Genomic DNA, 23848 nt, shown 5'->3' on the forward strand with positions numbered 1-23848 from the left:
CCTCGTTTCTATTTTAAAGCATCTATCCAACGAATGCAAATATGTGTTAAAATAACAACATGGAAACTTATACAGAAAAGCTCAATGAGCTTCAAATTCAACAGCTAAAAGAAAAATATCAGAATTTTATTTCAGATAAAAAAATACCCTATGCCCTTTTTCAAATCAGGCTGCAGGATTGTACAATCACTGTTTATGATTCAAAGAAGGTTGTTTATCAGGGACAAAATGCCTCCCTTTATCTCGTGAACACCTTGGATGATGATGAAGCCGGAAGCGATGAGGTCGGAACCGGCGACTATTTTGGACCCGTAAGCGTCTGTGCTGTCTTGGTCAGGAAAGAGGACATCCCCTTTTTAAAAGAGCTGCAGGTCAATGACAGCAAACAGCTCAATGATGAAAAAATACGTCAAAAAGCCCCCTTGCTCATGAAACAGCTGACCCACTCCTTGCTGATCTTAGACAATGTCAAATATAACCGTGTTCATACTACTCATAATATGAACCAAATAAAAGCAAAATTACATAATCAGGCCTATATTCATCTTAAAAAGAAGGCCGGCTTCCTTCCTCAAAGATGCATCGTTGATCAGTTTGCGCCAAAAGAGCTGTATTATCGCTATCTTCAACATGAGCCTCTTGTCATCCATGATCTCATCTTTGAAACGAAGGCTGAAAGCAAATACCTCAGTGTTGCGGCAGCCAGCATGATCGCCCGTTATGCTTTTTTATGTGCCTGGGATAAGATGGAAGAACATTATCAATGTACGATTCCCAAGGGTGCCGGCGAAGAGGTCGATCGTTTCGCAGCATCTTTTCTTGAAAGATATGGCTATGACGAGCTATCTAAAATCGCTAAGATGCATTTTAAAAACACTGCCAGATTAAAAAAATGACTTTAAGAAAATGCCGTGAGAATCAAAACGCTCACGGCATCATCTTATTTATCATTTAATTTTCACATCAATTTCGACACGATGATCCAGCTGAACCAGCTCCACCCCTGCAGCTGCCAGCATCTTTTTACTGGCAATGACATTATCTGTATCAGCATATTTATCTGATTCATATACGATCTTCGCTATTCCGCTCTGAATGATGGCCTTCGCACATTCATTGCATGGAAATAAAGACACATACAACGTACAGCCGCGACAGCTCTGGGAACAGTTCAGAATCGCATTTAATTCCGCATGAACGACATAAGGATATTTCGTATCATTGCTCTTTCCTTCACGAGCCCATGGAAAAACGTCATCATCACAGCCAAAAGGAAATCCGTTATAGCCGATCCCGATCACGCGGTGCTGCGGATTTACGATCGCAGCTCCTACCTGTGTTGAAGGATCCTTGGAACGCATGGCTGACAGATGTGCCAGTCCCATAAAATAATCATCCCATGATAAAACATCCTTACGTTTCATTCTCTTCCCTGCCTTTCCTGAACGATCTGCTGTGTCAAAAGCTCCTTATATCCATCTTCACCCTGAGAAGCCATCTGTGCATCATAACGGTCCAACAGATAATTCGCATAAAAATCAAGATGCAGCTGCTCGGCAGTATAAATGATGCGGGCATCGGTTCCGGCATAAACCGGCGTAATGCGCGATACGAACGGAATGCACGCACAGCAAGCGATCAAAACAGCTCCAAAGGAGATCGAAACATGACGCTTGAACGTTTTCAGCTTGCTTTGATTGGAGAAGCAGATTCCCAGTGCCAATCCGCTGATAAATCCGCCAAGATGACCCAGCAAGGAAATGTTCGGCATCATAGAAATAAAGATATTGATGACAAGCGTCGAAATATAACTGCTTAAAACACGTGGATTCTTATAACCGCCTTCACTGAAAAGGATGACGCTATAAACACCCAGAAGACCAAACAAGCCGCCACTGATACCTACCGTTACCGTATTTCCGTCACCGATCAGAACAAATAAATTGCCAACGATGATCGACACCAGCATGGTGATGATATACTGGCTTCTTTTCAGTCTTCTTTCGATCACAGGTCCAAGATTCATCAAAGCGATCATATTCATCAAAAGATGCCACATATCGATATGAACGAAACCACTGGTCAATAATCGCCAATATTCAAAAGCACCGATTACATTCATCTTGTAATAAGCACCTGCCATGATGGCTGCCGTGACCTCATCTCCCGGAATAAAAGCTAAAAAATTAATGAGCAGGAACACTACGACACAGATGACCATAAAAGCAAAAGTAACCTTAGGCAGCAGATTTCTCTCTTTTAAAGAAGAATAATACTGACTGCGAGCCTTCTGCTGCAGGATCTTCGTCAGATGACGCTTCTCCTGCGAAACATTTTTTACCTTGCGGACAACATGATCGATTCCCTCGAATGTTTCAAGCAAAGAGCTATCAACCGGCATATCCTCAAGAATCGGAATCTGCACGATTTGCTGATGCTCAAAACGACTGCTCTGATGATTCGTATTTAAGATCAGACATTTCACAGAAATCGTAAAGGTAGACAGAATCGCCCGATATACCTGTCCAAAGATGCTTTCATGAATATTTGATTCTGTATAAAGCTCATTTGTTATGCAGATGAGCGGATATTTCTGTTTCAGATTGACCAGCCAGTAATCTTGTGTCGGCAATCCTTTGATATTAACGATCTGATAATCATATTTGTTGACTAAAAACGTCAGCAGCTGAAGACCATAAACCTGTTTTTCTTCCATGCTAGTCCTCCTCACTTCTTAATTCATCCAATATGTCTACAAATTGCTTTGGCAAAGGAGCCTCAACAACCACCTTTTCATGCGTGGAAGGATGAACAAAGGTCAACTGATGCGCATGCAGCATCTGTCCACCGCATTCTCTTGTCTTTCGATAAGAATATTTAGGATCACCCATAACAGGATGACCAATATATTGCATATGTACACGAATCTGATGCGTACGTCCCGTTTCAAGGGAACATTCAACCAAAGTATATTTTTTTAAACGCTCGATGACCTTAAAATGAGTCACAGCTTCCTTTGAGTTTTTTGCTGTTACGCACATTTTCTGACGATCCTTGGGATCACGTCCGATCGGCGCATCGATCGTTCCGTAATCATGCTCCATTACACCATGCACCAAGGCATAATAAAGACGTGAAACCGTCTTTGTCTTTAATTGTTCAGCTAAGGAAAGATGGGCCTTATCATTTTTCGCAACGATAAGCAGACCTGTCGTATCCTTGTCGATGCGATGAACGATTCCCGGACGCAAAACACCATTGATACCGGAAAGATCCTTACAATGATACAAAAGTGCATTGACAAGCGTATCCTTCTGATTGGCAAGCGTAGGATGAACGATCATTCCCTTTGGCTTATTGATGACGATGACATCCTGATCTTCATAACGGATATCCAGATCAATATTCTGCGGTTGTGTTTCTAACTCTATTTGATCATCATAGTTTAATTCAAGATGGTCATTTTCTTTAACTCGGGTATTTGCCCGGCAAGGGATCCCATTCAGCAAGACGCACTCATCCAAGATAAGATTCTGGATATAGCTGCGGCTCACATCCTCAAGCCTGGCCGCTACCTTATCCACTCTTTCATTCGCATCTTCCGCACTTACTATATATTCACTATGCTTCATGTTTTTTCACACCTTCTAAGATAAAAGACAACACTAAAACACCGACACCCAGACAAAGAAATATATCGGCAACATTAAAAACCGGAAAATCATATCCAAAAATATTAAAAGCAAAAAAATCAACGACATACTGCAGACGTAACCGATCAAGAAAATTTCCAAGCGTACCGCCCATCATCATCACCAATCCCCATCTGCCAAGATCATCACATTCAGCACTGCGATAATAGGAAATCATGATCACCAAAGCAACGATCGTAATCAGATAAAAAATGACCATGCTTCCGCCCTCCATGATGCTCCAAGCGGCTCCTGTATTTCGTACATACGTGATCGAAAAGAAACCAGATATGACATCAATCGATTCAAAAAGCTGCAAATTCGAAGAAATTGCTATTTTTGTCAGTTGATCCAATACTAAAATCAATATAAAAGCTACTATATGTTTACGTTTCATGCTAGACATTATAACATACTCACCTCGATTAAACAACAATTGTAGCTTTCATTCCAATATGCAAATCATATCGGAATATAAAAAAAGATATCACAACCAATTGTTTAGGAATAACAAGGAGGTACAAAACAATAGCGCTTTTGTTGTGATATCTTTAGTTGATTATAATATACCACCATCTGTAAGTTTTTGCAAGCATAATTCTTGAAATGTTTTCAAAGATTTGAAAACATTTCAATAAAATAAAAAAAAGACTCTTATTGCTGAGCCTTATAATTTTTCAATGCCTGAGCGATCTGATCCGGGCATGACGTCGGACGGCTGCCACATTGAATGCCATCGAAAGCTTCAATGACCTCATCAATGCTCTTACCTCTTAAAATGCTGGAAATACCTCTCAGATTTCCGCTGCAGCCTCCTGTGACTTGTAATTGACGAATCGTATCATGATCAATTTCAAACTCCATCAGCTTTGAACAAACGCCTTTCGGCTGATAAACATATTTTCCCATACAACCTCCTACTTAAGCCTTTTTAATACCATCACCGCAATACTGCCTGTTACGATACCGGTTGGTATGCTCATGAACAGCAGATATGGCAAAAAAGTGATCATCAGTGCCTGATTATATAAAACAAGCGCCACTAAGATCTGTCCGATGCAGTGAGCAACAGAGCTTGCTACTGAAATACCCACACAGCTTAATCCACTTATTTTTTTCAGCACGATCGCACAAAAAGTCGATAAGCAGACACCAGAGAGCGACATCCAAAATACATAATTAAAAATCATCCCGCTCAGCATGCTGGCAAACACGACACGCAAAAGATTGACCAACATCATCTTTTTATCATCAAATTTATACAGCACGACCAAACCCACAATATTCGCCAGCCCAAAGTGATAACCGGGAATCGGCGAAGGAAACGGAATCTGACTTTCGATCATATGGAAGATGACCGCTAAAGCAATGCACATAGCCAGAGTAGTCATTTTTTTTGTCTTATTCATAGCTCACTCCCGAAGATATTATACATGAATTCAAAGAAAAAGGAAACGCCGTTTCCTTTTTCAAACTATTTAGCTTCTGCCACTGCTTCTTCAACAGCCTTTTCGATATCTGTCAGACTAATTGTACATCCTGCCAGAATATCTTCATCTGTTGCATGACCTTCTTCATCTACCTCAAAGCTTCCGTCAGTACCGACCAGATTTTGTTCAAGTGATTCGATCTGCTTGTACCATTCTACTTTACCGATCGCACTCATACCGTAGTCTTCCTTCATCTCTTTCTTGGTAGTTTCATTTCCATCTTTATCCTTATAAGTTTCATCGATAGAAATCTTTGAAATCAAACCTTCGCCGTCCAATTCAACATCAACTAAAATCTTTTCTCCGGATTCCAGAGGATACTCAATAGAAGCAGATTTAGTTTCGGCAGTATTTGAAGAACATCCAACTAAAGCTAATGCTAATAATAATGCGGATAATTTTTTCATGATTTACACCTCCTTATACTCATTTTATTCTAAAGAATGTACTTCTGAATGTCAAGATATTTTCAATCATTGAAGCACGAAATGATGCTATCCTCCAAAATAGATGACACTTTCAACGGCTCTTTGCCATCTTGCCAGATTTTGACGGCGTTTTTCTTCATCCATATCCGGTTCAAACTGATCCTTGATACAATGCTGCTTCGCAATTTCTTCCTTGCTTTTCCAATAACCAACAGCCAATCCGGCCAGATAAGCAGCTCCTAAAGCCGTGGTTTCCGAAATCAAAGAGCGCCGTATCACGGTATTTGAAATATTGCTTTGAAACTGCATCAGAAAATCATTCTTGCTGGCACCGCCATCCACCTGCATTGATGAGATCTTCAGCTGTGAATCTTCACACATTGCCTTTAAGACATCATTTGTCTGATAAGCCAAAGATTCCAATGTGGCCCGTATGATATGTTCCTGATTGCTTCCACGCGTCAATCCAAAAATAGCTCCTTTGACCTGAGCCTTCCAATAAGGCGCACCCAATCCTGTAAAACTAGGCACGACGATCACGCCCTCACTGTCACCAGCCTGACGTGCACGATGATCGGTTTCCGCAGAGGTGCGAATGATCTGCAATCCATCTCTCAGCCACTGAACAGCCGCTCCGGCAACAAAGACGCTGCCCTCCAGCACATAATTGACCTCATCCTGAAGCTTCCAGCCGACACAGCTTAAAAGGCCATGCTTTGAGTGAATGATCTTATCTGCAGTATTCATCAAAAGAAAGCAGCCGGTACCATAAGTATTTTTAACACTTCCCGACTCAAAACAGGTCTGTCCAAATAAAGCGGCCTGCTGATCACCGATCGCAGAGGCTATCGGAATCTGTACATCTCCCAAAAGTCCTTTTGCGGTATAACCATAGATCTCACTATTTCCTCTGATTTCAGGAAGCATACATTTTGGAATATTCCATAAGCGGCAACATTCATCATCCCAGTTTAATGTTTCAAGATCCATTAAAAGCGTCCTTGAAGCATTGGAAACATCACTGACATGCACCTTACCGGCTGTCAGTTTCCAGATAAGAAAGCTTTCAACCGTTCCAAATAAAAGTTCTCCATTCTCTGCTCTTTCCTGTCCGTTTTCAATATGATCCAAAATATAACGGATCTTGGAAGCACTGAAATATGGATCTAAGACAAGCCCGCATTTTTTATAGAAAAAATCCTCATAGCCTTTTTCCTTCATTTCCACACAATAGGAATCACTTTGGCGAGATTGCCAGATGATCGCAAAAGAAACCGGCTGACCCGTCTTTTTATCCCATATAACGGTCGTTTCACGCTGATTCGTAATACCGATCGCCGCTATATCGCCCATCTGGATATTGCTTTTCGCCACCACTTCATTGATTACCGAAATAACGCTGGCATAGATGAGATTGGCATTTTGTTCCACCCATCCCGGCTTCGGATAATAATTTTCACATTCCTTTTGTGCCACAGCGATCATCTGACTCTCCTGATCAAAAAGAATGGCACGTGTACTTGTCGTACCTTGATCGATGGCACATATATATTGAGTCATAGCTTTCACCTCATCATTATTATAAATGATAACGGTTTCAAATAAAAGAGGGAAGCCACGCTTCCCTAACATTTTACAAGTACGGCAGTCTTTCTCAAACCCTCTTCAAAACCAAGATTTTTATACAAATGATAAGCTGTTTCATTAACACGGTCAACTTCAAGCGTTAAACCCTCAGCACTGTTTTTCATCACCATCTGCATCAATGCCCTGCCAATTTCCTTGCCACGCCGATCTTCACTTACATACAGATCAAAGACATGATGACTCTTTTCTTTGATATGAACATCGACATAGCCAACCACCTGATTTCCATCTTCAGCTATATAAACCTGAAACAGATCTTTCCTTTCCAGTACACGCGAAGCCGTCCACCATCCATCAAGGGCATGCATCGTAATATAAGCCGCTTCATCTTTCTTTTCAATAGGATGAACCATGACCTGGGTTTCTTTAAAATGAGGCTTGTTAAGTTTCATTTCAATCTGTTCATTCTGAAAAAAGCCCTTTTCTTCTTGTAAAACTTCTTTGAGCGTTTCATTTTCATTCGCACAGATTACATAAAGTTCATACTTTTGATAATGCTCATGCAGATAGTCCATCAACACTTGCCAAACAGTTTTATGAAGCGCATACCCCAATGTCATTTCCAGATACTGTTCATCCGGTTCGTGGCAAAAAACAAAAACACCCTGACACACATCCTTCTAAGACAGCGAGCACAAAATCATGTTCATTTTCAAGACCCTTTTGAATCAGCTGCCAAATTCTTAACTTTGAATCACAACTTGGATATCTCCTTGTTTCAGAAGTGCTCATTTCACAAGCAAAATCATACACTTCCAATACATCTTCAATGATTTTAACCATCTTATCCTTTAAATGGATCTAATTCCACCGTTTCATCAAACGCACATAAAAACTCCGCCAAAAGATCAATGATTTCCTGTACATCTTTTAAAGATAAAGTTTCTATTGAAGAGTGCATATAACGCAGCGGAATCGAAACAAGTGCCACAGGTACCCCATCATTCGTAAAATGAATGTTATCTGCATCCGTGCCTGTACGTCCGCTGGCAATCTCATACTGCAGATGAATGTTCAGCTTTTTGGCACATGTTTCAAGTATTTCATTCATCTTTTTATTTACGATCGAGCTATGACATAAAACAGGACCCTTTCCCAGAGCCACCTCTCCTGTCGCAGAAGCACTGACTCCTTCATAATCACTGGTATAAGTCACATCCACTGCAATAGCACATGTCGGCTTTACTTTCTGGCTGGCCCAGAAAGCCCCACGCATCGATGTTTCTTCGCCTACTGTCGTCGCTCCATAAGCACCGATCTTACAGCCCTTTTCTTTTGCTTTGCGAATGGCTTCCAAGACGATGAATGCACCGATGCGATCATCCATCGCTCTGGCCACCATGCGATCATGGATCAGATATTGATAGCTCGTGGATGCGCAGACACAATCCCCGACATCAACATACCGTAAAGCCTCCTCTTTTGAAGAAGCACCGATATCGATCGTCAGATCTTCACAGGTCAGATCAGTTTTCTTCATCAAAGATGAATTGACGATCACGACACCATGAACAATTCCTTTTTTCGTTTTGATCTGTACATGGGTTCCTAAATACAAAACAGCACGTACACCACCGGCATTGGTCACTTTCAAAGAACCATCGCTCTGAACGCTCGTTACGATAAAGCCGATCTCATCGATATGTCCGCACAATAATACTTTGAGCGGTGAGTGGGGATTGAGCACCTGGATGACATTTCCCGTCATATCTGTCATGATCTCATCGCTGACATCCTTCATATAGTCAATGACCTTTTTCTGCAATTCAATTTCATGACCACTGACTGAACATGTATCTAACATTTCTTCTAAAAATTTCTGATTCATATATCCTCCTAGCATTTACACATCATATCTATGATTTCCTGATCTGTCTTTTTCATCCCCTTGGAAGAAAGACGTGAAATATTACGAATTGTATTTTCAACACCCTTTAATACGAGTCCTTCACCATCTTTGAACTCCTGTCCCCTCAGTGCCATATAATAGCCCATGATACCGGCATCAACAGCAACTGCGATCTTGCTGGCACAAGAAGGCTTGGCTCCGTCACAGACAATACCGCTGGCAATCGCAATCGCATTGACAAGCGTATGAGCGATCAGCTCATAGCCCCCGCCATTCAGATAGGCAATGCCACAGCCGGCCCCGCAGCCCGCACTGACCGCACCGCAATAGGCCGATAGACGACCGATCCCGGATTTTAAATGAATCGTGATCAGATTGCTGACGATTAAAGAGCGATAAAGCCTTTCTTCATCAACATTCATCTCTTTCGCATAGACGATGACCGGTAAAGAGGCTGTCATTCCCTGATTGCCGCTTCCCGAATTGATGATGACCGGCATCTCACAGCCACTCATCCTCGCATCACTGCCGGCAGCCGCATAGGCACGGGCCTTGATCTTTACATCATCCCCGTAAATTTCTAATAACAGCTTGCCCACATTCGCACCATATGAATGTTTTAAGCCTTCCTCGGCAATGGCCGTATTATAACGAATCTGACGATCCAATATTTCTCTTATATCCTCAAGCTTTACTTCATTCGCAAATTGAACGATCTTTTCAACACTTAAGATACTGCGATCACTTTTCTTTTTCTTTTCTTTGACGTGATCTTCAAAAAGGATCTCACCATCCTTTTCAACTAGTACGACATGGGTATGGCTTTGAGAAATACGCACTGTTGAGCAGTGATGCCCACCTATACATTCGATTTTGATATCTAAGGCTTCACGCGTCTTAAACGGTGTGACTTCAATACAGCCGCGCTTTAAAAACTCACGCATCTTTCTTTTTCCCTCTTCATCGACCTTTGAAATCACTTCTAAGACAAGATCGCTGTCACCTGCACAGATTCCGGCTGCAATGCTTGCCTCTATACCTTTTAAGCCGCCTGTATTCGGTACGATCACACTTTTCACATTCTTGATGATATTTCCGCTGACACAGGCTTTCACACGAACAACCTCTTCACCTAATACCTTGGCACATAGGCTGGCACAATAGGCCAAGGCAATCGGTTCCGTACATCCCATGGCAGGAACCAGCTCTTCCTTTAAAATATTTACAAATGCATGATACTCTTCCATAAATATGACTCCTAACTTCGTTCATATATTATCGTTTTTTACGATCAACAGGCCAAAAAGATGGATCTGTACCTCTCTAACCCTTTAATTTCACAAGCTGTGACTCGGTCAGTTCGTATTGCTCACGATAATTCTTAAGCTTTTCTTTTTCCGCATTGACCTTCGCTTCAGGAGCCTTGCTGATAAAATTCTGATTATTCAACATACCCTCACAGCGCTTGATCTCCTTTGTCAATCGTTCAAGCTCCTTTTCACATTTCGCAATCTCTTCATCGACATTTATGATATCCGACAGCAAAATTTCCAGTGTTCCCTTTAAGATCGTACGAGAAACCGTTTCACCCTCAACACGTTTATCCAGCCAGTTTGCTTTGCACATGCGATCTAATATCGATGCGATTTCTTCATTTCTTAAAACCAGCTCACCTTTTGCATCACAGATCATGACATCTACCGGAGCGCTTGGTTTTAAATGATATTGCGTCTTGATCTCACGCACAGCCTGGATCATCGTGATCAATTGAGAAATCTTTTCACTTTCGCTTTCTGACATATCAACATCAAACGGCTGTGGCCAGCTTTCCTCATTGATTGATTCATGCTTTCTTGGCAGGATACCATAGATTTCCTCGCTGACAAACGGCATGAACGGATGAATCAGACGTACGATGCCGCTCAATACCGATACAAGCGTCGATACCGCTGCCTTCTTCGCCTTTGCATCCTCACCATTTAAGGCCGCCTTGCTTAATTCAATGTACCAGCTGCAGAAATCATCCCAGATAAAGCTGTAAAGCTCATTGCCAACCAGTGCAAATTCATATTTATCCATATTGGAAGTTACCGATTTTAATACCGTATTAAAACGTTTTAAGATCCATTTATCAACAATCGAGGCATCACTTAAATCAAGATCTTCCAGCTTCAGATCCTCATCCATATACAGACTTGCAAAACGGGCCGCATTCCAGATCTTATTGATAAAATTCCAGCTAGCTTCTACCTTTTCGCTGATAAAACGCAGATCCTGTCCGGGAGTTGAATTGGTTGTTAAAAAGAAGCGCAGCGTATCACAGCCATACTGATCGATCACATCTAAAGGATCCACACCATTACCTAATGATTTCGACATCTTCCTGCCCTGTGCATCACGTATCAGGCCATGGATCAAAACATCCTTAAACGGTCTTGAATGTGTTGCATACTGTGCCTGAAACGCCATTCGGGCCACCCAGAAGAAAATGATATCATAACCGGTAATCAGAGTATCATTCGGATAATAACGTTTAAAATCATCTGTTTCCTCAGGCCATCCAAGTGTCGAAAACGGCCATAAAGCACTTGAGAACCACGTATCCAAAACATCTTCATCCTGATGCCAGTTTTCAATATCCTTCGGTTCTTCGATACCTACATAAATCTCATTTGTATCATTATGATACCATGCAGGAATACGATGGCCCCACCAAAGCTGTCTGGAAATGCACCAGTCCTCAATATTCTCCAGCCACTGCTGGAACGTATGTTCAAAACGTTTAGGAGTAAAATGAATCTTTGTATCTTCATTTTCCTGATTTTTTAACACCGCATCGGCCAACGGCTTCATCTTGACAAACCACTGCTTAGACAAATACGGCTCAACAATGACACCTGTTCTTTCCGAATGACCCACCTGATGCATATGCTTTTCGATATGATCCACAACTCCTGCTTTTTCAAAATCAGCCACCAGTGCTTTTCGACATTCAAAACGATCCATGCCCGCATATTTATGTGCCAATTCATTCATCGTACCATCATCATTCATGCATACCGGCATGGCCAGATGATACTTTTTCGCCAATAAAAAGTCATTTGGATCATGGGCCGGTGTACATTTCATGACCGCTGTACCAAAGCTCATGTCAATATAGTCATCCGCCATGATCGGTAATACTTCACCATTGGCCGGATTGATGACATGCATACCGATGATATCCTTATAACGTTCATCATCCGGATGAACAAAGACAGCCTGATCGGCAAACATCGTTTCCGGACGGGTCGTCGCAATGACCAGCTTTTGCTTTGTTTCCACAACTTCATAGTTAAAGTAATACATGGCTCCCTCAATTTCCTTATGTATGACTTCAATGTTTGATAAAGCTGTACGGGCCTGCGGATCCCAATTGATGATACGCTCTCCCTGATAAATCAAACCATCATTATATAAATCAACAAAGATCTTACGAACCGCCTTGCTTAATCCTTCATCCAGCGTAAATCTTTCCCTTGTATAATCCAAAGAAAGTCCCAGCTTGGCCCATTGTTCACGTATGTGGGAGGCATACTCCTCTTTCCATTCCCAAGCCCGCTCTAAAAACTTTTCACGGCCAATATCATACCGGCTGATTCCTTCATCTTTTAAACGGGCATCAACCTTGGCCTGCGTTGCGATCCCGGCATGATCCATGCCCGGTACCCATAAGACATCAAATCCCTGCAAACGTTTATAACGTGCCAAGATATCCTGCAGCGTATTATCCCACGCATGACCTAAATGCAGCTTACCGGTAACATTTGGTGGTGGGATCACGATACAAAACGGGTCCTTTGACTTATCCCCTGCCGTAAAATACCCCTTCTTGCACCATGTTTCATATTTATCTTGTTCTACCTTATGATGATCATATTTAGCTGACAATTCTTTCTTCATCATGTTCCCTCCTTAGCCTGCTGAATAAATCAATATCAATCAATTTTCCCTGATATCTCAGATAAGAGCGCATCGTTCCCTCATAAGTAAAGCCAACGCTTTTAAGCGTTCTGGCACTTTTTTCATTGTCATGAAATACAAGCGCTTCGATACGATGATAGCCTAATTTCTCAAATCCGTCACGGATAAACATTTCCAAGGCTTCTTTCATATAACCGTGATGCTCATACAGACGATTGAGAATAAAGCCGATTCGTCCAATACCATCAAATTCCTCATTAAAGTTGACCACTCCAATGACTCGATGATCTAAAACGATGACCTGAGGCGGAGATAAGCCTCGCTTGGAATAAGAGAAATATTCGACCCTCAGCATTCTCTTCAGCTCATCTTTCGTCGTACATCGCCCGATCCAGTACCTTGTCGAAAAGGGATCGGAAAAAATCTCAAAAAGATCCTGTTCATCTTCCTTTTTCATATTTCTTAGAAAAATCCTCTTTCCCATCTCATCCCTCCTAAACAAGAAAAAGCGCCCCAAAGGACGCTTAACGTGGTACCACCTTTATTCGCACAAACTGTGCCTTGATCTTTTAACGCAAGCAACGTTCTCTCTTACTCAGCTCAGAAAGACAGCTCCAAGACTACAATTTATTCTTCATTGACCTTGTTCCACCAGCCCAAAGCTCTCTATACAAATCCAAATAAATCCTTCTCTTCATCGCATTTATCACATGATAACAAAATTTTTTTGAATTTTCAACCCTTCGGTATCAAAATACACTGTTTAGGCTTGATTTCAATATCATTATTTGCCCTTCTCAGCTCATCTGTCGCAACATTAAAGCGTTGTGCGATCGTTTCATAGGTATCATTCGTCTTCGCAATGATCAGCGTACAATTCGTATAAAGATTTTCATTCTCTTCAAAAAGATCCTCCAGCCCCATCAAATCCAATTCTTCATCCTCATAAGTCATCTGATCCTCCTCATTCAAGCCTTCGATATCAAAAGTCAGATTCACTAAAATACCTTCATCAACGACCCCATTCACATCCGCAAGCGTTACCTTAAACGTATCATCCGTACACTTATAGATCGGTGCAAAAATATCACACTCAATCAATTCATGGAAATCAAAAATAACGCCCTCACGCATATACTGCCCTTTCAAATCAACATAACCGATACACCTTTTACCGTCATGCTCATCCTGGATCCTCAGATTTTCCTGCGCATTCAAATTTAAAAGCTGGTCTATTTTTTCTTCCGTCAAAATTCTCTTTTCAACATTCATCGTTTTCATAACAGTCCTCCCCTATACTGTATGAAAAAAGAAAAAAGAATATACAAAAGGTTGTCAAATGACAACCCTTATTTTCCTTTAATAGCATATAATTCACTGACCGTCACAAACTGATACCCCTGTGAATCATAATATTCGATCAACTGTTCAACTGCCGGAATCGTTGTCGCATGAATATCATGGAATAAGACGATAGCACCGTCATATGTATATTTCTTACACATCTCGATGACCTTTTCCGTATTCTTGCTTTCCCAATCTCTTGTATCTACATCCCAATAAACAATTTTCTCCGTGATCGTATCGCTCAATGATTTGATGCTTGCTCCAAAAGGAGAACGGAACAGTGAAATATCTTGTCCTGTAAGCGAAAAGAAGATATCATCCACCTTATCTAAATCAGCCACAGCTTCCTCAAGCGTCATTCCATTCATCCAGTCGTAAGTATGATCATAGGAATGTGAACCAACCTCACTGCCACTCTCCACGACCTCTCTTACGGTGTCAGGATATGTTTCCATCAAATAACCCAATTCAAAGAATGTCGCTCTGCCGCCGACTTTTTCCAAAGCCTTAAGGATACGCTCCGTATTTCCGGGAGCCGGTCCGTCATCAAAGGTAAAAGCAACCATTGGCTTATTCGGATCGATCTCTCTGTCTTTGACTTCAATCTTATCATATTTTAAAATGCTTGGAATATTCTTATTATCCATGACAAAACTTGTATTGTTTTCATCATAGCCAAAATTTACATCTTCGCCATTCACACTTAAAACAAGCCCGTTTTCCGTAATTTTCTTTAATAAGACATTCTCTGTTTCACATCCATGATCCTTTGCCAGCTGACGTATGGCTTTCATACGGATACAGTCCTCTATATCGATCAATTCATCCTGATCAAAGCTGATATAAAGCTGCTTTGTCGTTTGTGGTTCGATCGGATTCAAGCCATCCATATCAGCATAAGTCGTCGCAGTGATGACATAGCTCTTATATTGTGAAAATGCGCTGTTGCTTTCATAATCAATATGGGTCGCTTTCGCTTTTTCAGCCTTGATTTCTTCTACGAATGCATCTAATTCCTGCTGGGCAGAGCTGTTTGAAAAGACTGGCAGATGCAAGGCATAGATCAGCATTTCATCGGAAGCATCATCTTTTTCCTCATATACCTGATTATCGATGGAATCATCCTCCAGCTTGACTTCCATCTTCGGATTTGCAAATTCAGCCGCTATAATATCTTTCTTAAACAGATTTTTTATCGCAAAGGCTCCGCCTATCAGCAACAATACACATAACAGACATCCAAGTATCAGAAGCAACAGACGTCCAACTCTTACTCTTCTTCTTCTCTTTACCATTTTCATCTTTATCACCAATGTTTATTTTACAAGATATGAGTAGTAAAAGCAATTTATTTTTACTAATGAACCCTTTTATTTTTAATTATTTTTAAATATTAATATGCTATATTATATTAGTTAAGCAATTTTTATACAGATTTAAAGATTCCTTAGTAAAATGATTGTAATTACGTGCAGTTGGTAGTATAATTGCACAGTTAAGTGTAGGTGAGAATAATGAGTAGAGAAAAAATTATTAATTTAGCAGTCATTGCCCATGTCGATGCCGGCAAATCAACCCTTGTCGATGCCTTCCTGAATCAGAGCCATGTTTTCAGAAGCAATGAAGAAGTCGTTGATTGCGTCATGGACAGCAATGATCTTGAACGTGAACGAGGCATAACGATTTATTCTAAAAATTGCAGCATCAACTATAAAGACTATAAAATTAATATCGTAGATACGCCGGGACATGCTGATTTTTCAAGTGAGGTAGAACGTATCATCCAAACGGTCGATACCGTTATCCTGCTGGTAGACAGTGCCGAAGGCCCTATGCCGCAGACACGCTTTGTCCTTTCAAAAGCACTTGAAATGGGTTTGAAACCAATTCTTCTCATCAATAAGATCGATAAAAAAGATCAGCGTGCGGAAGAAGTGGTCGATGAGGTCTATGAGCTCTTCCTTGAATTAAATGCAACTGATGAACAGTTAGATTTCCCGATCCTTTATGGAATTGCGAAACAGGGCATCGTAGTCAGAGATCCACATGAGGAAGGCAAAAACCTTGAGCCTTTATTTGAAACGATCCTAAAGCATACCCCGCCATATCCCGATAAATCAGAAGAGCCTTTACAGCTGCAGATTTCTAATCTCGCATATGATGAATATATCGGACGTTTAGGCATCGGACGTATTTACTCCGGAACGCTTAAAGAAGGTGTGAATATTGCGGTATGCGATAGTGACGGGCATTCAAGAAACCGTCAGATCTCACAGATCTTCGTATATAAAGGATTAAAGCGGGTACCGGTATCTGAAGCCAGCTGTGGTGATATCGCCGTGGTAAGCGGAATCAGTGATATTTCCATCGGTGAAACGATTTGCGAAAGAGATCACCTTCAGCCACTCCCGATGATCAAGATCGAAGAGCCGACATTATCAATGAATTTTATTGTCAATAAATCTCCTTTTGCCGGCAGAAGCGGTAAATATGTAACATCAAGAAACTTAAAGGAACGGTTAGAAAAAGAATTAGAGGTCAATGTCGGCCTGCGTGTAGAACCGACAGAAAGCGGTGACTGTTTCAAGGTCAGCGGACGCGGCGAGCTGCATATTACGATACTGCTTGAAAACATGCGTCGTGAAGGTTATGAAGTTGCTGTCAGCAAGCCGGAAGTCATCTTAAAAAGAGATGAGAACGGCAAGGTCGTTGAACCGGTAGAAGAAGTCGTTGCCATCGCACCGAGTGAATATCAGGGAACGATCATCAATAAGCTCAATCTCAGAAAAGGTCAGATGGTCGATCTTTCAGAAGAAAACGGCTATTCACGAATCGTATATAAAGTTCCTACACGAGGTCTTCTGGGATATCGCAGTGAGTTTATCAACGATACACGCGGTGAAGGAACGATGGTACGCCGCATTGACGGTTATGAGCCTTACAAAGGAGAAATCATGCAAAGAGCCAACGGTGCGATGATTTCAACGGAAACCGGCAAGGCCATGACTTATGCCCTATGGAATCTTCAGGAAAGAGGAACCCTCTTTATCAGTCCGCAAACCGAAGTATATGAAGGCATGATCATCGGTATGAGCTCACGTGACAATGATCTTGAAGTGAACCCGATCAAAAACAAAAAATTAACGGCCATTCGTTCCAGCGGAGCTGATGAAGCAATGAAACTGACACCACCAAAGCAGTTGACATTGGAATCAGCCATCGAATTTATCAACGATGATGAATTGGTTGAGATCACACCGGATACGATCCGCTTAAGAAAGAAAGGTCTGACGCCATTCGAACGAAAGCAGCTGTATCGTCATCAGGTAAAAGAAGAAAATATCGATTAAGGATGGTAAAGCCATCCTTTTTTGTATATAATATTTCTATGGAAAAATATCTAGTAGAAGGAAATATATCAGTCAAAGCCGCTTTGATGGCAAAACGCCGTGAAGTTTATGAAATCTATGTCGATGAGAAAAAAAAGGATAAAGATACCCACTTCATCCTCATGCAGGCCAATAAAAATGATGTAACGGTTCATAGGGTCACAAGAGAAAAGATCGAAGAATTAGCCCAAGGCAAAACACATGGCGGCATGATCGGCTTTGTCGGTGAACGAGAATATCAAAAAATCGAAGAAATCAAAGATCCGTTTTATGCAATTGCGGAAGGCATCGAAGATCCGTTTAATTTTGGCTATATCTGCCGCTCCTTATATGCTGCCGGCTGCAACGGATTGATCGTACCTCAGCGCAACTACTCCACTGCCGTCACTACGGTCACCAAAAGCAGTGCCGGTGCCAGTGAATATATCAGCCTTATCGTCAGTGACGATATTCCTGCACTTGTCACGGATCTAAAAAAGAAAGGACTTCCTTTATATTGTGCCATGCGTAAGGATGCAATTCCATATACTCACGCAAACTATCATCAAGGCTTCATCCTTGCCTTTGGCGGAGAGAAAAGAGGGCTTTCCAAGCAGCTGTTAGCTCTCTCTGACCAAAATATTTATATTCCCTATGCCAATGATTTCAAGAATGCCCTCAACGGTGCCAGCGCAGCCAGCATTCTTGCCTTTGAAGCCTTTCGGCAAAGAGATGATCAAAAAACCAGATGATCATCTTTTTTTATCCCATGACAGAAAAAGCAGCATCCGGTAGATGCTGCCTCTTTATATAATATGAAAGAATTTATTCACTGCTTTCTTCCACTTCCTGTTGTTCTTTTAAGGTAATGATGCACGATTCAACATGCTTATCTATGATCTGATCCACATGGATCGAATACTTATCAAAATCAAGATCCAATATACTGCCGTCACTTGGTATTTCCTGAAGCTGCGAAAAGATAAAACCACCCAGTGTATCATAATCCTCATCTTCAGGTATTTCGATACCTGTCTGATCCAAGATATCTTCGATCAATACATTTCCGGCAATGCGGTAGGTATGATCATCCAACTGTTTGATTTCCTCTTCCTCCATCGGGTCATATTCATCATAGATATTACCAACAATTTCTTCCAGAAGATCCTCTAAAGTAACGATACCGCTTGTTTCTCCATATTCATCGACAACGATCGCAATATGTACCTTCTTCATCTGAAGCTGATTGAAAAGATCATCCGTATGAATGCTTTCAGGCACGAAATAAGCCTCTTTCATCATATCCTCCAGCGTCTTATTTTCACCAAGCGCTTCATTAAGAAGAAAATCACGTGAATAAAGAATTCCCCGAACATCATTAACATCTTCATCAATCAACGGAAAACGTGATAACCCTGTTTCTCTTATTGTTTTAAGAACTTCTTCCTTTGTATCATGAACAGAGATAAAAACGACATCCAAGACATGCGTCATGACATCCTTCGCACTCGTATCATTAAATTCAAAGACATTCTCAAGCCATTCCTTCTCTTCGTTCTCAATCGTTCCCTTCTTACCGCCCAGATCGATCATCAAACGAATTTCTTCCTCAGAAACATCTTCTTCCTCAGCCTGCGTCTTTAAATGAAGCAGTCGCAAGATGATATTCACAGAAAAATTCAGAAAAGCAACCACCGGCCGCATGATCCTGCTGATCGCCGCTATCACAAAGCTCGTCATCTTCGCAAATTCATAGCTTTTCTGCATAGCGATACGTTTCGGTACCAATTCACCAAAGACCAGCGTAAAATAAGAAAGAATGATTGTTACGACTACGGTCGCAATCGAATCTAACGTACCAAGCGAAAGAGCAGTAAAACCTAATCCATAATAGATCCAATCAACGATATACACAGAAAAATTAGTACCTGCAAAAGCGGCTCCTAAAAATCCTGATAAAGTAATCGCGATCTGGATCGTCGATAAAAAGTTATTCGGCTCTTCCACCAGCTTTAAGATCCGTCTGGCGTACTTGTCATTATTTTCCTCCTCAAGCTTTTTAAGCTTTGAAGTATTCAATGACAATAAAGCAATTTCGCTTCCTGCGAAAAACGCATTCAATAAAATCAATACAACCTGCAACAATATTTGATAGGGTATGGTATCCAAAGTAATAATCTCTCCTTTTTGATTTCTATTATATCGTATATTTTATATTTATCAATTACAAATTTATAATTCTTATAAAAAATTCATCTTCCAAGCAAAAAAATCTCAAATATTGATATTCAAGATTTTATTTATGACCTCTTTTTTTTCTTTCAAGCACCGTTGGATCCTCCATATCCACGATATAGACCTTTTGAGGCGACCTTACCATACATAAAAGCTTATAGGCAAGAGCCACATAAAGAAGGCAGCCTGCGATCCAGTAGATCAGATTAAAAATATCTCCGAAACGGCTCAAGCCGAGTCCCTGATTGACGATCCCTAACAGGATAAAACCGATGATGGAAAGAAACAGCGTCACCGACATCTTCGTACGAACGATCAGGTGATATTCACAATGCGGACATTCACATCTGGCCTTATATGAAAGGATATTGTATTGAAATGTCTTGTGGCAGTAAGGACATTCCAAACCAACCTTAAAAAAATTCTTCATCACCTAATCCACGAAAAGATATCCGCATAAGATATAAAGCATGCAGATAAAGAAACCACCCACGCCAAAAAAAGCCAAGGCCGTACTCAAATATGGCAAATAGAAGGCTCCCAATTCATACAGCAATAAAAATATCGTAATTACAACTGCCACAACGATCTTCCAGACGCTCATATGACGACGTGTCGATTTATTTAATGACATCCCGAACGTAAACAAGGCACACACCCGAATCAGGATCAGCAATGTATCACGTAAATTACCTGTGATATAAGTTGCGACGAGCTGATATAAAAGTGCCCCCACCAAAGTAATAAACAACGGATAACCGATATATCTGAAATCTCTCATACTTATTCCTCAATCACTACCTTTTTCATCTTATCACCGTTATGCATTGCCAGCACAGCTTCGATATTGTCCGTCACTTGTCCGAATACCGTATGCACACCATCGAGATGCGGCTGAGGTGCATGACAGATAAAAAACTGACAGCATCCCGTATCCCTGCCCCGATGAGCCATCGACATCGTTCCCTGAACATGCTTATGTACATTCTTATCACACTCGCAGGGAATCGTATATCCTAAATCTCCTGTACCGTTTCCATAAGGACAGCCTCCCTGACTGACAAAGCCGGGAATCACACGATGAAAGATCTTTCCGTCATAATACCCTTCTTTCACAAGGCGGACAAAATTCGCAACCGTGATCGGTGCTTCTTCATCATATAGCACAAAGGGCAGGACTTCACCATTTTCCATCGTGATACTACCTTTAATCATTTTCATCACTCCAATCTTTTTTATTATAACATTAATAGCTGACTATTTCAAAACAATATGAAGTAGTGTATAATATTGTCGATATTTAAAGGGAGGTTTGGAAATGAATCCGCTAGTAAGCATTATCATACCTGTATATAATGTTGAAAAATATCTGAAAAACTGTCTGCTTTCTGTAAAGAATCAGACCTATGATCATTTTGAAGCCATCTGCATCAATGACGGATCCAGCGATCAAAGCGAAAAAATCTTTTATGAAACCGTCGGAGATGACCCGCGCTTTACGCTATACATAAAGAAAAACGGCGGCATTTCAAAGGTCAGAAATCTGGGTCTTTCACTGGCCCAAGGAGAGCTCATCAGCTTTGTTGACAGCGATGATACGATCCAGATGAACTATCTTGAGGAATTGGTCAAAGGAATCGTGAAATATGGCTGTGATATTTCAATATGCGGCCACAATATGAATTATAGTCATATTACCCTTCCCCTTCGTTTTCCTAAAACAAAGATCATCACTCAGAAAAAAGCTCTTTCTTTTTTGATGAGCGACATGATCATCATGAATTACAGCTGGGGAAAATGCTACAAAAAAGAGGTCTGGAAAAACATTAAATTCCCTGAAGATAAGATTTATGAGGATATCAAGACGATCTGCCGGACATTTATGAATGCATCCCGTTTTTACGTCAGCAGCAAGCTCTTGTATAATTATGAAATTCATAAAGGAAGCATCTCCCAGCAAAAATCCACCCGTCAAAATGAAGAGCTGAAATCTGCTTATCGCTATCAGATGGAAATTGTCACGAAGAAATATCCTTCTTTGAAATTTTTAAGTTATTGGAACTTATTCAAAGCTGATCTGATTCATTTATATGATATGATCTTTTCAAAATAAATTTCATGAACATGAGGTAAATTCAGATGATGAAGCTTACCTTTTTTTTATAAACGGCTCCTGATGCTGACTCTTTGAAAACGATAGGAAGTAGTGTATAATATGAATGATACTTTGAACGGGAGGGTTAAACATGAATCCGCTAATAAGCATCATCGTACCTATTTATAACGTAGAAAAATATTTAAAAAAATGTCTGCTTTCCATAAAAGACCAGACCTATGACAATTTTGAAGCCATCTGCATCAATGACGGATCAAAGGACCACAGCGAAAAAATTTTTTTTGAAACGGTCGGCAGCGATCCGCGTTTTAAATACTACATAAAGAAAAACGGCGGACTGTCAAGCGTAAGAAATCTCGGACTGTCCTTAGCCCAAGGAGAGCTTATCAGCTTCGTCGACAGTGATGACACGATAGAATCATCCTACCTTGAAGAACTGGTCAAAGGAATCGTTGAATATGACTGTGATATTTCAATCTGCGGCCATAATATCAATTATCCACATATGACTCTGCATTCATGCTTTCCGAAAACAACAATCATGAATCAAAAAACAGCTCTTTCCCTTTTAATGAGCGATATGATGATCAAAAATTACAGCTGGGGAAAATGTTATAAAAAAAAGCTGTGGAAAGATATCAGATTTCCGGAAAACAAAACCTATGAGGATGTCGAAACGACCTGTCGCTTATTTATGAGAAGCTCTCGCTTCTACATCAGCAATAAGCGTTTATACAATTATGAAATCCGTAAGGGAAGCATCTCTCAGCAGAAAGCAGCCGGACGAAACCGTGAGCTGAAACGCGCTTACCGGCATCAGATGGACATCGTTACAAAAAAATATCCTTTTTTGAAAATATTCGGCTATATGAACTTACTAAAAGCAGATATGATGCATTTTTATGATGTGATCACTACGAAATGAGGTCTTATGTCACTAACGAAACGGAGAATGGAAATATTTAATCTGCTTCAAAAAAATAAGGCAGTTGAAGTGAACGAGCTTGCGAAAAGATTTCAAGTATCCACGATGACGATCCGCAGAGATTTAAACATGCTTGAAAAACAAGGTCTGGCAATCACAAGCTATGGCGGGGCACGATTGAATATGGAGCATAATATCGAACCAAGCTTTTCCTTAAAAAGCGATCTTTTGGTTGAGTATAAAAACGAGATTGCCGTTGAAGCAAACCGCTTCATTCAAGACGGGGATACGATCTTGATCGATACCGGCACGACGCCCCTGCAGCTTTGCCGCTATCTTCAGAATAAACGCATCATCGTTTTAACCAATTCCCTGCCGGCCATCAACATCCTTCAAGCCTTTTCAAAGATCCAGCTTATCGTTGCCTGTGGTCAGTATAATGACATCAGCAACGGATGGCACAGTGCGATGACCATTGATTTTTTCAAACAGTTCAGGATCGATAAGGCATTTTTAGGAACGCAAGGCATTGATCATCATGGTGCTTATATTGCCGGCATGGAAGAAGCACAGGTAAAAAAAGCGATGATGGAAAGTGCCAGACAGAGTTTTCTGCTGTGTGACCACACAAAATTCAATCAAACCTTGCTTGCGAAATATGCCCCTCTTACCGACTTTGACTGCATTATTACCGATTCACAGCTGGATCGTGTCCTTTATGATGAATATTCAAAAATCATACCGCTTATCTCGTCATCCAGATCATACCAACCAAAAAAAAGCTGATG

26 protein-coding genes and 1 other annotated feature are annotated in these 23848 nt (G+C 40.9%); of the genes, 6 read left to right on the forward strand and 20 right to left on the reverse strand.

What is annotated here, in order from left to right:
- Positions 1 to 59 precede the first annotated feature (59 nt).
- Complete coding sequence (gene rnhC / locus ACZYT3_RS04890) at positions 60 to 896, forward strand: ribonuclease HIII (RefSeq protein WP_464087885.1); 837 nt, start codon at positions 60 to 62, stop codon at positions 894 to 896.
- Positions 897 to 947: 51 nt separating this feature from the next.
- On the opposite strand, the gene ACZYT3_RS04895 is transcribed toward rnhC, so the two are convergent.
- The 16 genes from ACZYT3_RS04895 to ACZYT3_RS04970 form a co-directional block, all read right to left on the reverse strand.
- Positions 948 to 1424 carry a deoxycytidylate deaminase gene (locus ACZYT3_RS04895; protein ID WP_294560773.1) on the reverse strand — a complete coding sequence of 159 codons (477 nt, stop codon included), beginning with the start codon at positions 1422 to 1424 and terminating at the stop codon, positions 948 to 950.
- A complete protein-coding gene (locus ACZYT3_RS04900) occupies positions 1421 to 2716 on the reverse strand; it encodes a rhomboid family intramembrane serine protease (RefSeq protein WP_294560775.1) in 1296 nt (431 codons plus the stop codon). The genes ACZYT3_RS04895 and ACZYT3_RS04900 overlap by 4 nt, the downstream gene beginning before the upstream one ends.
- A gap of 1 nt (position 2717) precedes the next feature.
- On the reverse strand, positions 2718 to 3632 hold the full coding sequence (locus tag ACZYT3_RS04905) for an RluA family pseudouridine synthase (RefSeq protein ID WP_464087886.1): 915 nt from the start codon (positions 3630 to 3632) through the stop codon (positions 2718 to 2720).
- The gene (gene lspA, locus ACZYT3_RS04910; RefSeq protein ID WP_464087887.1) at positions 3622 to 4098 is read right to left on the reverse strand and encodes a signal peptidase II; all 477 of its coding nucleotides are present in this window, start codon (positions 4096 to 4098) and stop codon (positions 3622 to 3624) included. The genes ACZYT3_RS04905 and lspA overlap by 11 nt, the downstream gene beginning before the upstream one ends.
- A gap of 248 nt (positions 4099 to 4346) precedes the next feature.
- A complete protein-coding gene (locus ACZYT3_RS04915) occupies positions 4347 to 4601 on the reverse strand; it encodes a TIGR03905 family TSCPD domain-containing protein (RefSeq protein WP_294560780.1) in 255 nt (84 codons plus the stop codon).
- A gap of 8 nt (positions 4602 to 4609) precedes the next feature.
- Positions 4610 to 5101, reverse strand: a complete 492-nt coding sequence (locus ACZYT3_RS04920) for a Gx transporter family protein (RefSeq protein WP_294560782.1) — start codon at positions 5099 to 5101, stop codon at positions 4610 to 4612.
- 65 nt (positions 5102 to 5166) lie between these two features.
- Positions 5167 to 5589, reverse strand: coding sequence for a hypothetical protein (locus ACZYT3_RS04925; protein WP_464087888.1), 423 nt, complete (start codon positions 5587 to 5589; stop codon positions 5167 to 5169).
- Positions 5590 to 5676: 87 nt separating this feature from the next.
- Entirely contained in the window at positions 5677 to 7170 is a 1494-nt protein-coding gene (gene glpK, locus ACZYT3_RS04930) for a glycerol kinase GlpK (RefSeq protein WP_464087889.1), read from the reverse strand.
- A 65-nt stretch (positions 7171 to 7235) separates the two neighbouring features.
- Positions 7236 to 7871 (reverse strand): GNAT family N-acetyltransferase, encoded by a 636-nt coding sequence (locus tag ACZYT3_RS04935; protein WP_464087890.1) that lies wholly within the window; start codon positions 7869 to 7871, stop codon positions 7236 to 7238.
- Positions 7831 to 8040 (reverse strand): hypothetical protein, encoded by a 210-nt coding sequence (locus tag ACZYT3_RS04940; RefSeq protein ID WP_464087891.1) that lies wholly within the window; start codon positions 8038 to 8040, stop codon positions 7831 to 7833. Before ACZYT3_RS04940 ends, ACZYT3_RS04935 begins: the two co-directional genes overlap by 41 nt.
- A gap of 1 nt (position 8041) precedes the next feature.
- Positions 8042 to 9085 (reverse strand): zinc-binding metallopeptidase family protein, encoded by a 1044-nt coding sequence (locus tag ACZYT3_RS04945; RefSeq protein ID WP_464087892.1) that lies wholly within the window; start codon positions 9083 to 9085, stop codon positions 8042 to 8044.
- Positions 9086 to 9093: 8 nt separating this feature from the next.
- Positions 9094 to 10353, reverse strand: a complete 1260-nt coding sequence (locus ACZYT3_RS04950; protein WP_464087893.1) for an L-cysteine desulfidase family protein — start codon at positions 10351 to 10353, stop codon at positions 9094 to 9096.
- Positions 10354 to 10429: 76 nt separating this feature from the next.
- Positions 10430 to 13048: a valine--tRNA ligase gene (locus ACZYT3_RS04955; protein WP_464087951.1), complete on the reverse strand. Its 2619-nt coding sequence runs from the start codon at positions 13046 to 13048 to the stop codon at positions 10430 to 10432.
- Complete coding sequence (locus ACZYT3_RS04960; protein ID WP_464087894.1) at positions 13026 to 13553, reverse strand: GNAT family N-acetyltransferase; 528 nt, start codon at positions 13551 to 13553, stop codon at positions 13026 to 13028. Before ACZYT3_RS04960 ends, ACZYT3_RS04955 begins: the two co-directional genes overlap by 23 nt.
- A 29-nt stretch (positions 13554 to 13582) precedes the next feature.
- Positions 13583 to 13776: a binding site (T-box leader), on the reverse strand.
- Between the two features lie 28 nt (positions 13777 to 13804).
- On the reverse strand, positions 13805 to 14350 hold the full coding sequence (locus ACZYT3_RS04965) for a LysM peptidoglycan-binding domain-containing protein (RefSeq protein WP_464087895.1): 546 nt from the start codon (positions 14348 to 14350) through the stop codon (positions 13805 to 13807).
- A 68-nt stretch (positions 14351 to 14418) separates the two neighbouring features.
- Positions 14419 to 15717, reverse strand: a complete 1299-nt coding sequence (locus ACZYT3_RS04970) for a polysaccharide deacetylase family protein (RefSeq protein ID WP_464087896.1) — start codon at positions 15715 to 15717, stop codon at positions 14419 to 14421.
- A gap of 213 nt (positions 15718 to 15930) precedes the next feature.
- On the opposite strand from ACZYT3_RS04970, the gene typA reads away from it, so the two are divergent.
- Together typA and ACZYT3_RS04980 are read left to right on the forward strand one after the other, a co-directional pair.
- A complete protein-coding gene (typA, locus tag ACZYT3_RS04975) occupies positions 15931 to 17766 on the forward strand; it encodes a translational GTPase TypA (RefSeq protein ID WP_464087897.1) in 1836 nt (611 codons plus the stop codon).
- A 38-nt stretch (positions 17767 to 17804) separates the two neighbouring features.
- On the forward strand, positions 17805 to 18536 hold the full coding sequence (locus ACZYT3_RS04980) for a TrmH family RNA methyltransferase (RefSeq protein WP_294562014.1): 732 nt from the start codon (positions 17805 to 17807) through the stop codon (positions 18534 to 18536).
- Positions 18537 to 18609: 73 nt separating this feature from the next.
- Here ACZYT3_RS04980 and ACZYT3_RS04985 read toward each other — a convergent pair whose 3' ends face one another.
- The 4 genes from ACZYT3_RS04985 to ACZYT3_RS05000 all read right to left on the reverse strand — a co-directional run bounded on the left by ACZYT3_RS04985 (position 18610) and on the right by ACZYT3_RS05000 (position 21234).
- Positions 18610 to 19953 carry a hemolysin family protein gene (locus tag ACZYT3_RS04985; protein ID WP_294562013.1) on the reverse strand — a complete coding sequence of 448 codons (1344 nt, stop codon included), beginning with the start codon at positions 19951 to 19953 and terminating at the stop codon, positions 18610 to 18612.
- Between the two features lie 127 nt (positions 19954 to 20080).
- On the reverse strand, positions 20081 to 20449 hold the full coding sequence (locus ACZYT3_RS04990; protein WP_464087898.1) for a hypothetical protein: 369 nt from the start codon (positions 20447 to 20449) through the stop codon (positions 20081 to 20083).
- 3 nt (positions 20450 to 20452) lie between these two features.
- Entirely contained in the window at positions 20453 to 20800 is a 348-nt protein-coding gene (locus ACZYT3_RS04995) for an amino acid permease (RefSeq protein WP_294562011.1), read from the reverse strand.
- Between the two features lie 2 nt (positions 20801 to 20802).
- Positions 20803 to 21234, reverse strand: a complete 432-nt coding sequence (locus ACZYT3_RS05000) for a peptidylprolyl isomerase (protein WP_294562010.1) — start codon at positions 21232 to 21234, stop codon at positions 20803 to 20805.
- Between the two features lie 103 nt (positions 21235 to 21337).
- On the opposite strand from ACZYT3_RS05000, the gene ACZYT3_RS05005 reads away from it, so the two are divergent.
- From ACZYT3_RS05005 to ACZYT3_RS05015, 3 genes are all read left to right on the forward strand, one after another.
- Entirely contained in the window at positions 21338 to 22132 is a 795-nt protein-coding gene (locus ACZYT3_RS05005; RefSeq protein ID WP_294562009.1) for a glycosyltransferase family 2 protein, read from the forward strand.
- Between the two features lie 133 nt (positions 22133 to 22265).
- A complete protein-coding gene (locus ACZYT3_RS05010; RefSeq protein ID WP_464087899.1) occupies positions 22266 to 23060 on the forward strand; it encodes a glycosyltransferase family 2 protein in 795 nt (264 codons plus the stop codon).
- Positions 23061 to 23066: 6 nt separating this feature from the next.
- Positions 23067 to 23846 carry a DeoR/GlpR family DNA-binding transcription regulator gene (locus ACZYT3_RS05015; RefSeq protein WP_464087900.1) on the forward strand — a complete coding sequence of 260 codons (780 nt, stop codon included), beginning with the start codon at positions 23067 to 23069 and terminating at the stop codon, positions 23844 to 23846.
- Positions 23847 to 23848 lie beyond the last annotated feature (2 nt).

The sequence above is a fragment of the Traorella sp. mt218 genome (genome assembly GCF_055420025.1).

Bases quoted from the DNA above. Each gene is read 5' to 3' on its own strand.
- rnhC (WP_464087885.1), top strand. From the start codon at position 60: ATGGAAACTTATACAGAAAAGCTCAATGAGCTTCAAATTCAACAGCTA.
- ACZYT3_RS04895 (WP_294560773.1), bottom strand. From the start codon at position 1,424: ATGAAACGTAAGGATGTTTTATCATGGGATGATTATTTTATGGGACTG.
- ACZYT3_RS04900 (WP_294560775.1), bottom strand. From the start codon at position 2,716: ATGGAAGAAAAACAGGTTTATGGTCTTCAGCTGCTGACGTTTTTAGTC.
- ACZYT3_RS04905 (WP_464087886.1), bottom strand. From the start codon at position 3,632: ATGAAGCATAGTGAATATATAGTAAGTGCGGAAGATGCGAATGAAAGA.
- lspA (WP_464087887.1), bottom strand. From the start codon at position 4,098: ATGTCTAGCATGAAACGTAAACATATAGTAGCTTTTATATTGATTTTA.
- ACZYT3_RS04915 (WP_294560780.1), bottom strand. From the start codon at position 4,601: ATGGGAAAATATGTTTATCAGCCGAAAGGCGTTTGTTCAAAGCTGATG.
- ACZYT3_RS04920 (WP_294560782.1), bottom strand. From the start codon at position 5,101: ATGAATAAGACAAAAAAAATGACTACTCTGGCTATGTGCATTGCTTTA.
- ACZYT3_RS04925 (WP_464087888.1), bottom strand. From the start codon at position 5,589: ATGAAAAAATTATCCGCATTATTATTAGCATTAGCTTTAGTTGGATGT.
- glpK (WP_464087889.1), bottom strand. From the start codon at position 7,170: ATGACTCAATATATATGTGCCATCGATCAAGGTACGACAAGTACACGT.
- ACZYT3_RS04940 (WP_464087891.1), bottom strand. From the start codon at position 8,040: ATGGTTAAAATCATTGAAGATGTATTGGAAGTGTATGATTTTGCTTGT.
- ACZYT3_RS04945 (WP_464087892.1), bottom strand. From the start codon at position 9,085: ATGAATCAGAAATTTTTAGAAGAAATGTTAGATACATGTTCAGTCAGT.
- ACZYT3_RS04950 (WP_464087893.1), bottom strand. From the start codon at position 10,353: ATGGAAGAGTATCATGCATTTGTAAATATTTTAAAGGAAGAGCTGGTT.
- ACZYT3_RS04955 (WP_464087951.1), bottom strand. From the start codon at position 13,048: ATGAAGAAAGAATTGTCAGCTAAATATGATCATCATAAGGTAGAACAA.
- ACZYT3_RS04960 (WP_464087894.1), bottom strand. From the start codon at position 13,553: ATGGGAAAGAGGATTTTTCTAAGAAATATGAAAAAGGAAGATGAACAG.
- ACZYT3_RS04965 (WP_464087895.1), bottom strand. From the start codon at position 14,350: ATGAAAACGATGAATGTTGAAAAGAGAATTTTGACGGAAGAAAAAATA.
- ACZYT3_RS04970 (WP_464087896.1), bottom strand. From the start codon at position 15,717: ATGAAAATGGTAAAGAGAAGAAGAAGAGTAAGAGTTGGACGTCTGTTG.
- typA (WP_464087897.1), top strand. From the start codon at position 15,931: ATGAGTAGAGAAAAAATTATTAATTTAGCAGTCATTGCCCATGTCGAT.
- ACZYT3_RS04980 (WP_294562014.1), top strand. From the start codon at position 17,805: ATGGAAAAATATCTAGTAGAAGGAAATATATCAGTCAAAGCCGCTTTG.
- ACZYT3_RS04990 (WP_464087898.1), bottom strand. From the start codon at position 20,449: ATGAAGAATTTTTTTAAGGTTGGTTTGGAATGTCCTTACTGCCACAAG.
- ACZYT3_RS04995 (WP_294562011.1), bottom strand. From the start codon at position 20,800: ATGAGAGATTTCAGATATATCGGTTATCCGTTGTTTATTACTTTGGTG.
- ACZYT3_RS05000 (WP_294562010.1), bottom strand. From the start codon at position 21,234: ATGATTAAAGGTAGTATCACGATGGAAAATGGTGAAGTCCTGCCCTTT.
- ACZYT3_RS05005 (WP_294562009.1), top strand. From the start codon at position 21,338: ATGAATCCGCTAGTAAGCATTATCATACCTGTATATAATGTTGAAAAA.
- ACZYT3_RS05010 (WP_464087899.1), top strand. From the start codon at position 22,266: ATGAATCCGCTAATAAGCATCATCGTACCTATTTATAACGTAGAAAAA.
- ACZYT3_RS05015 (WP_464087900.1), top strand. From the start codon at position 23,067: ATGTCACTAACGAAACGGAGAATGGAAATATTTAATCTGCTTCAAAAA.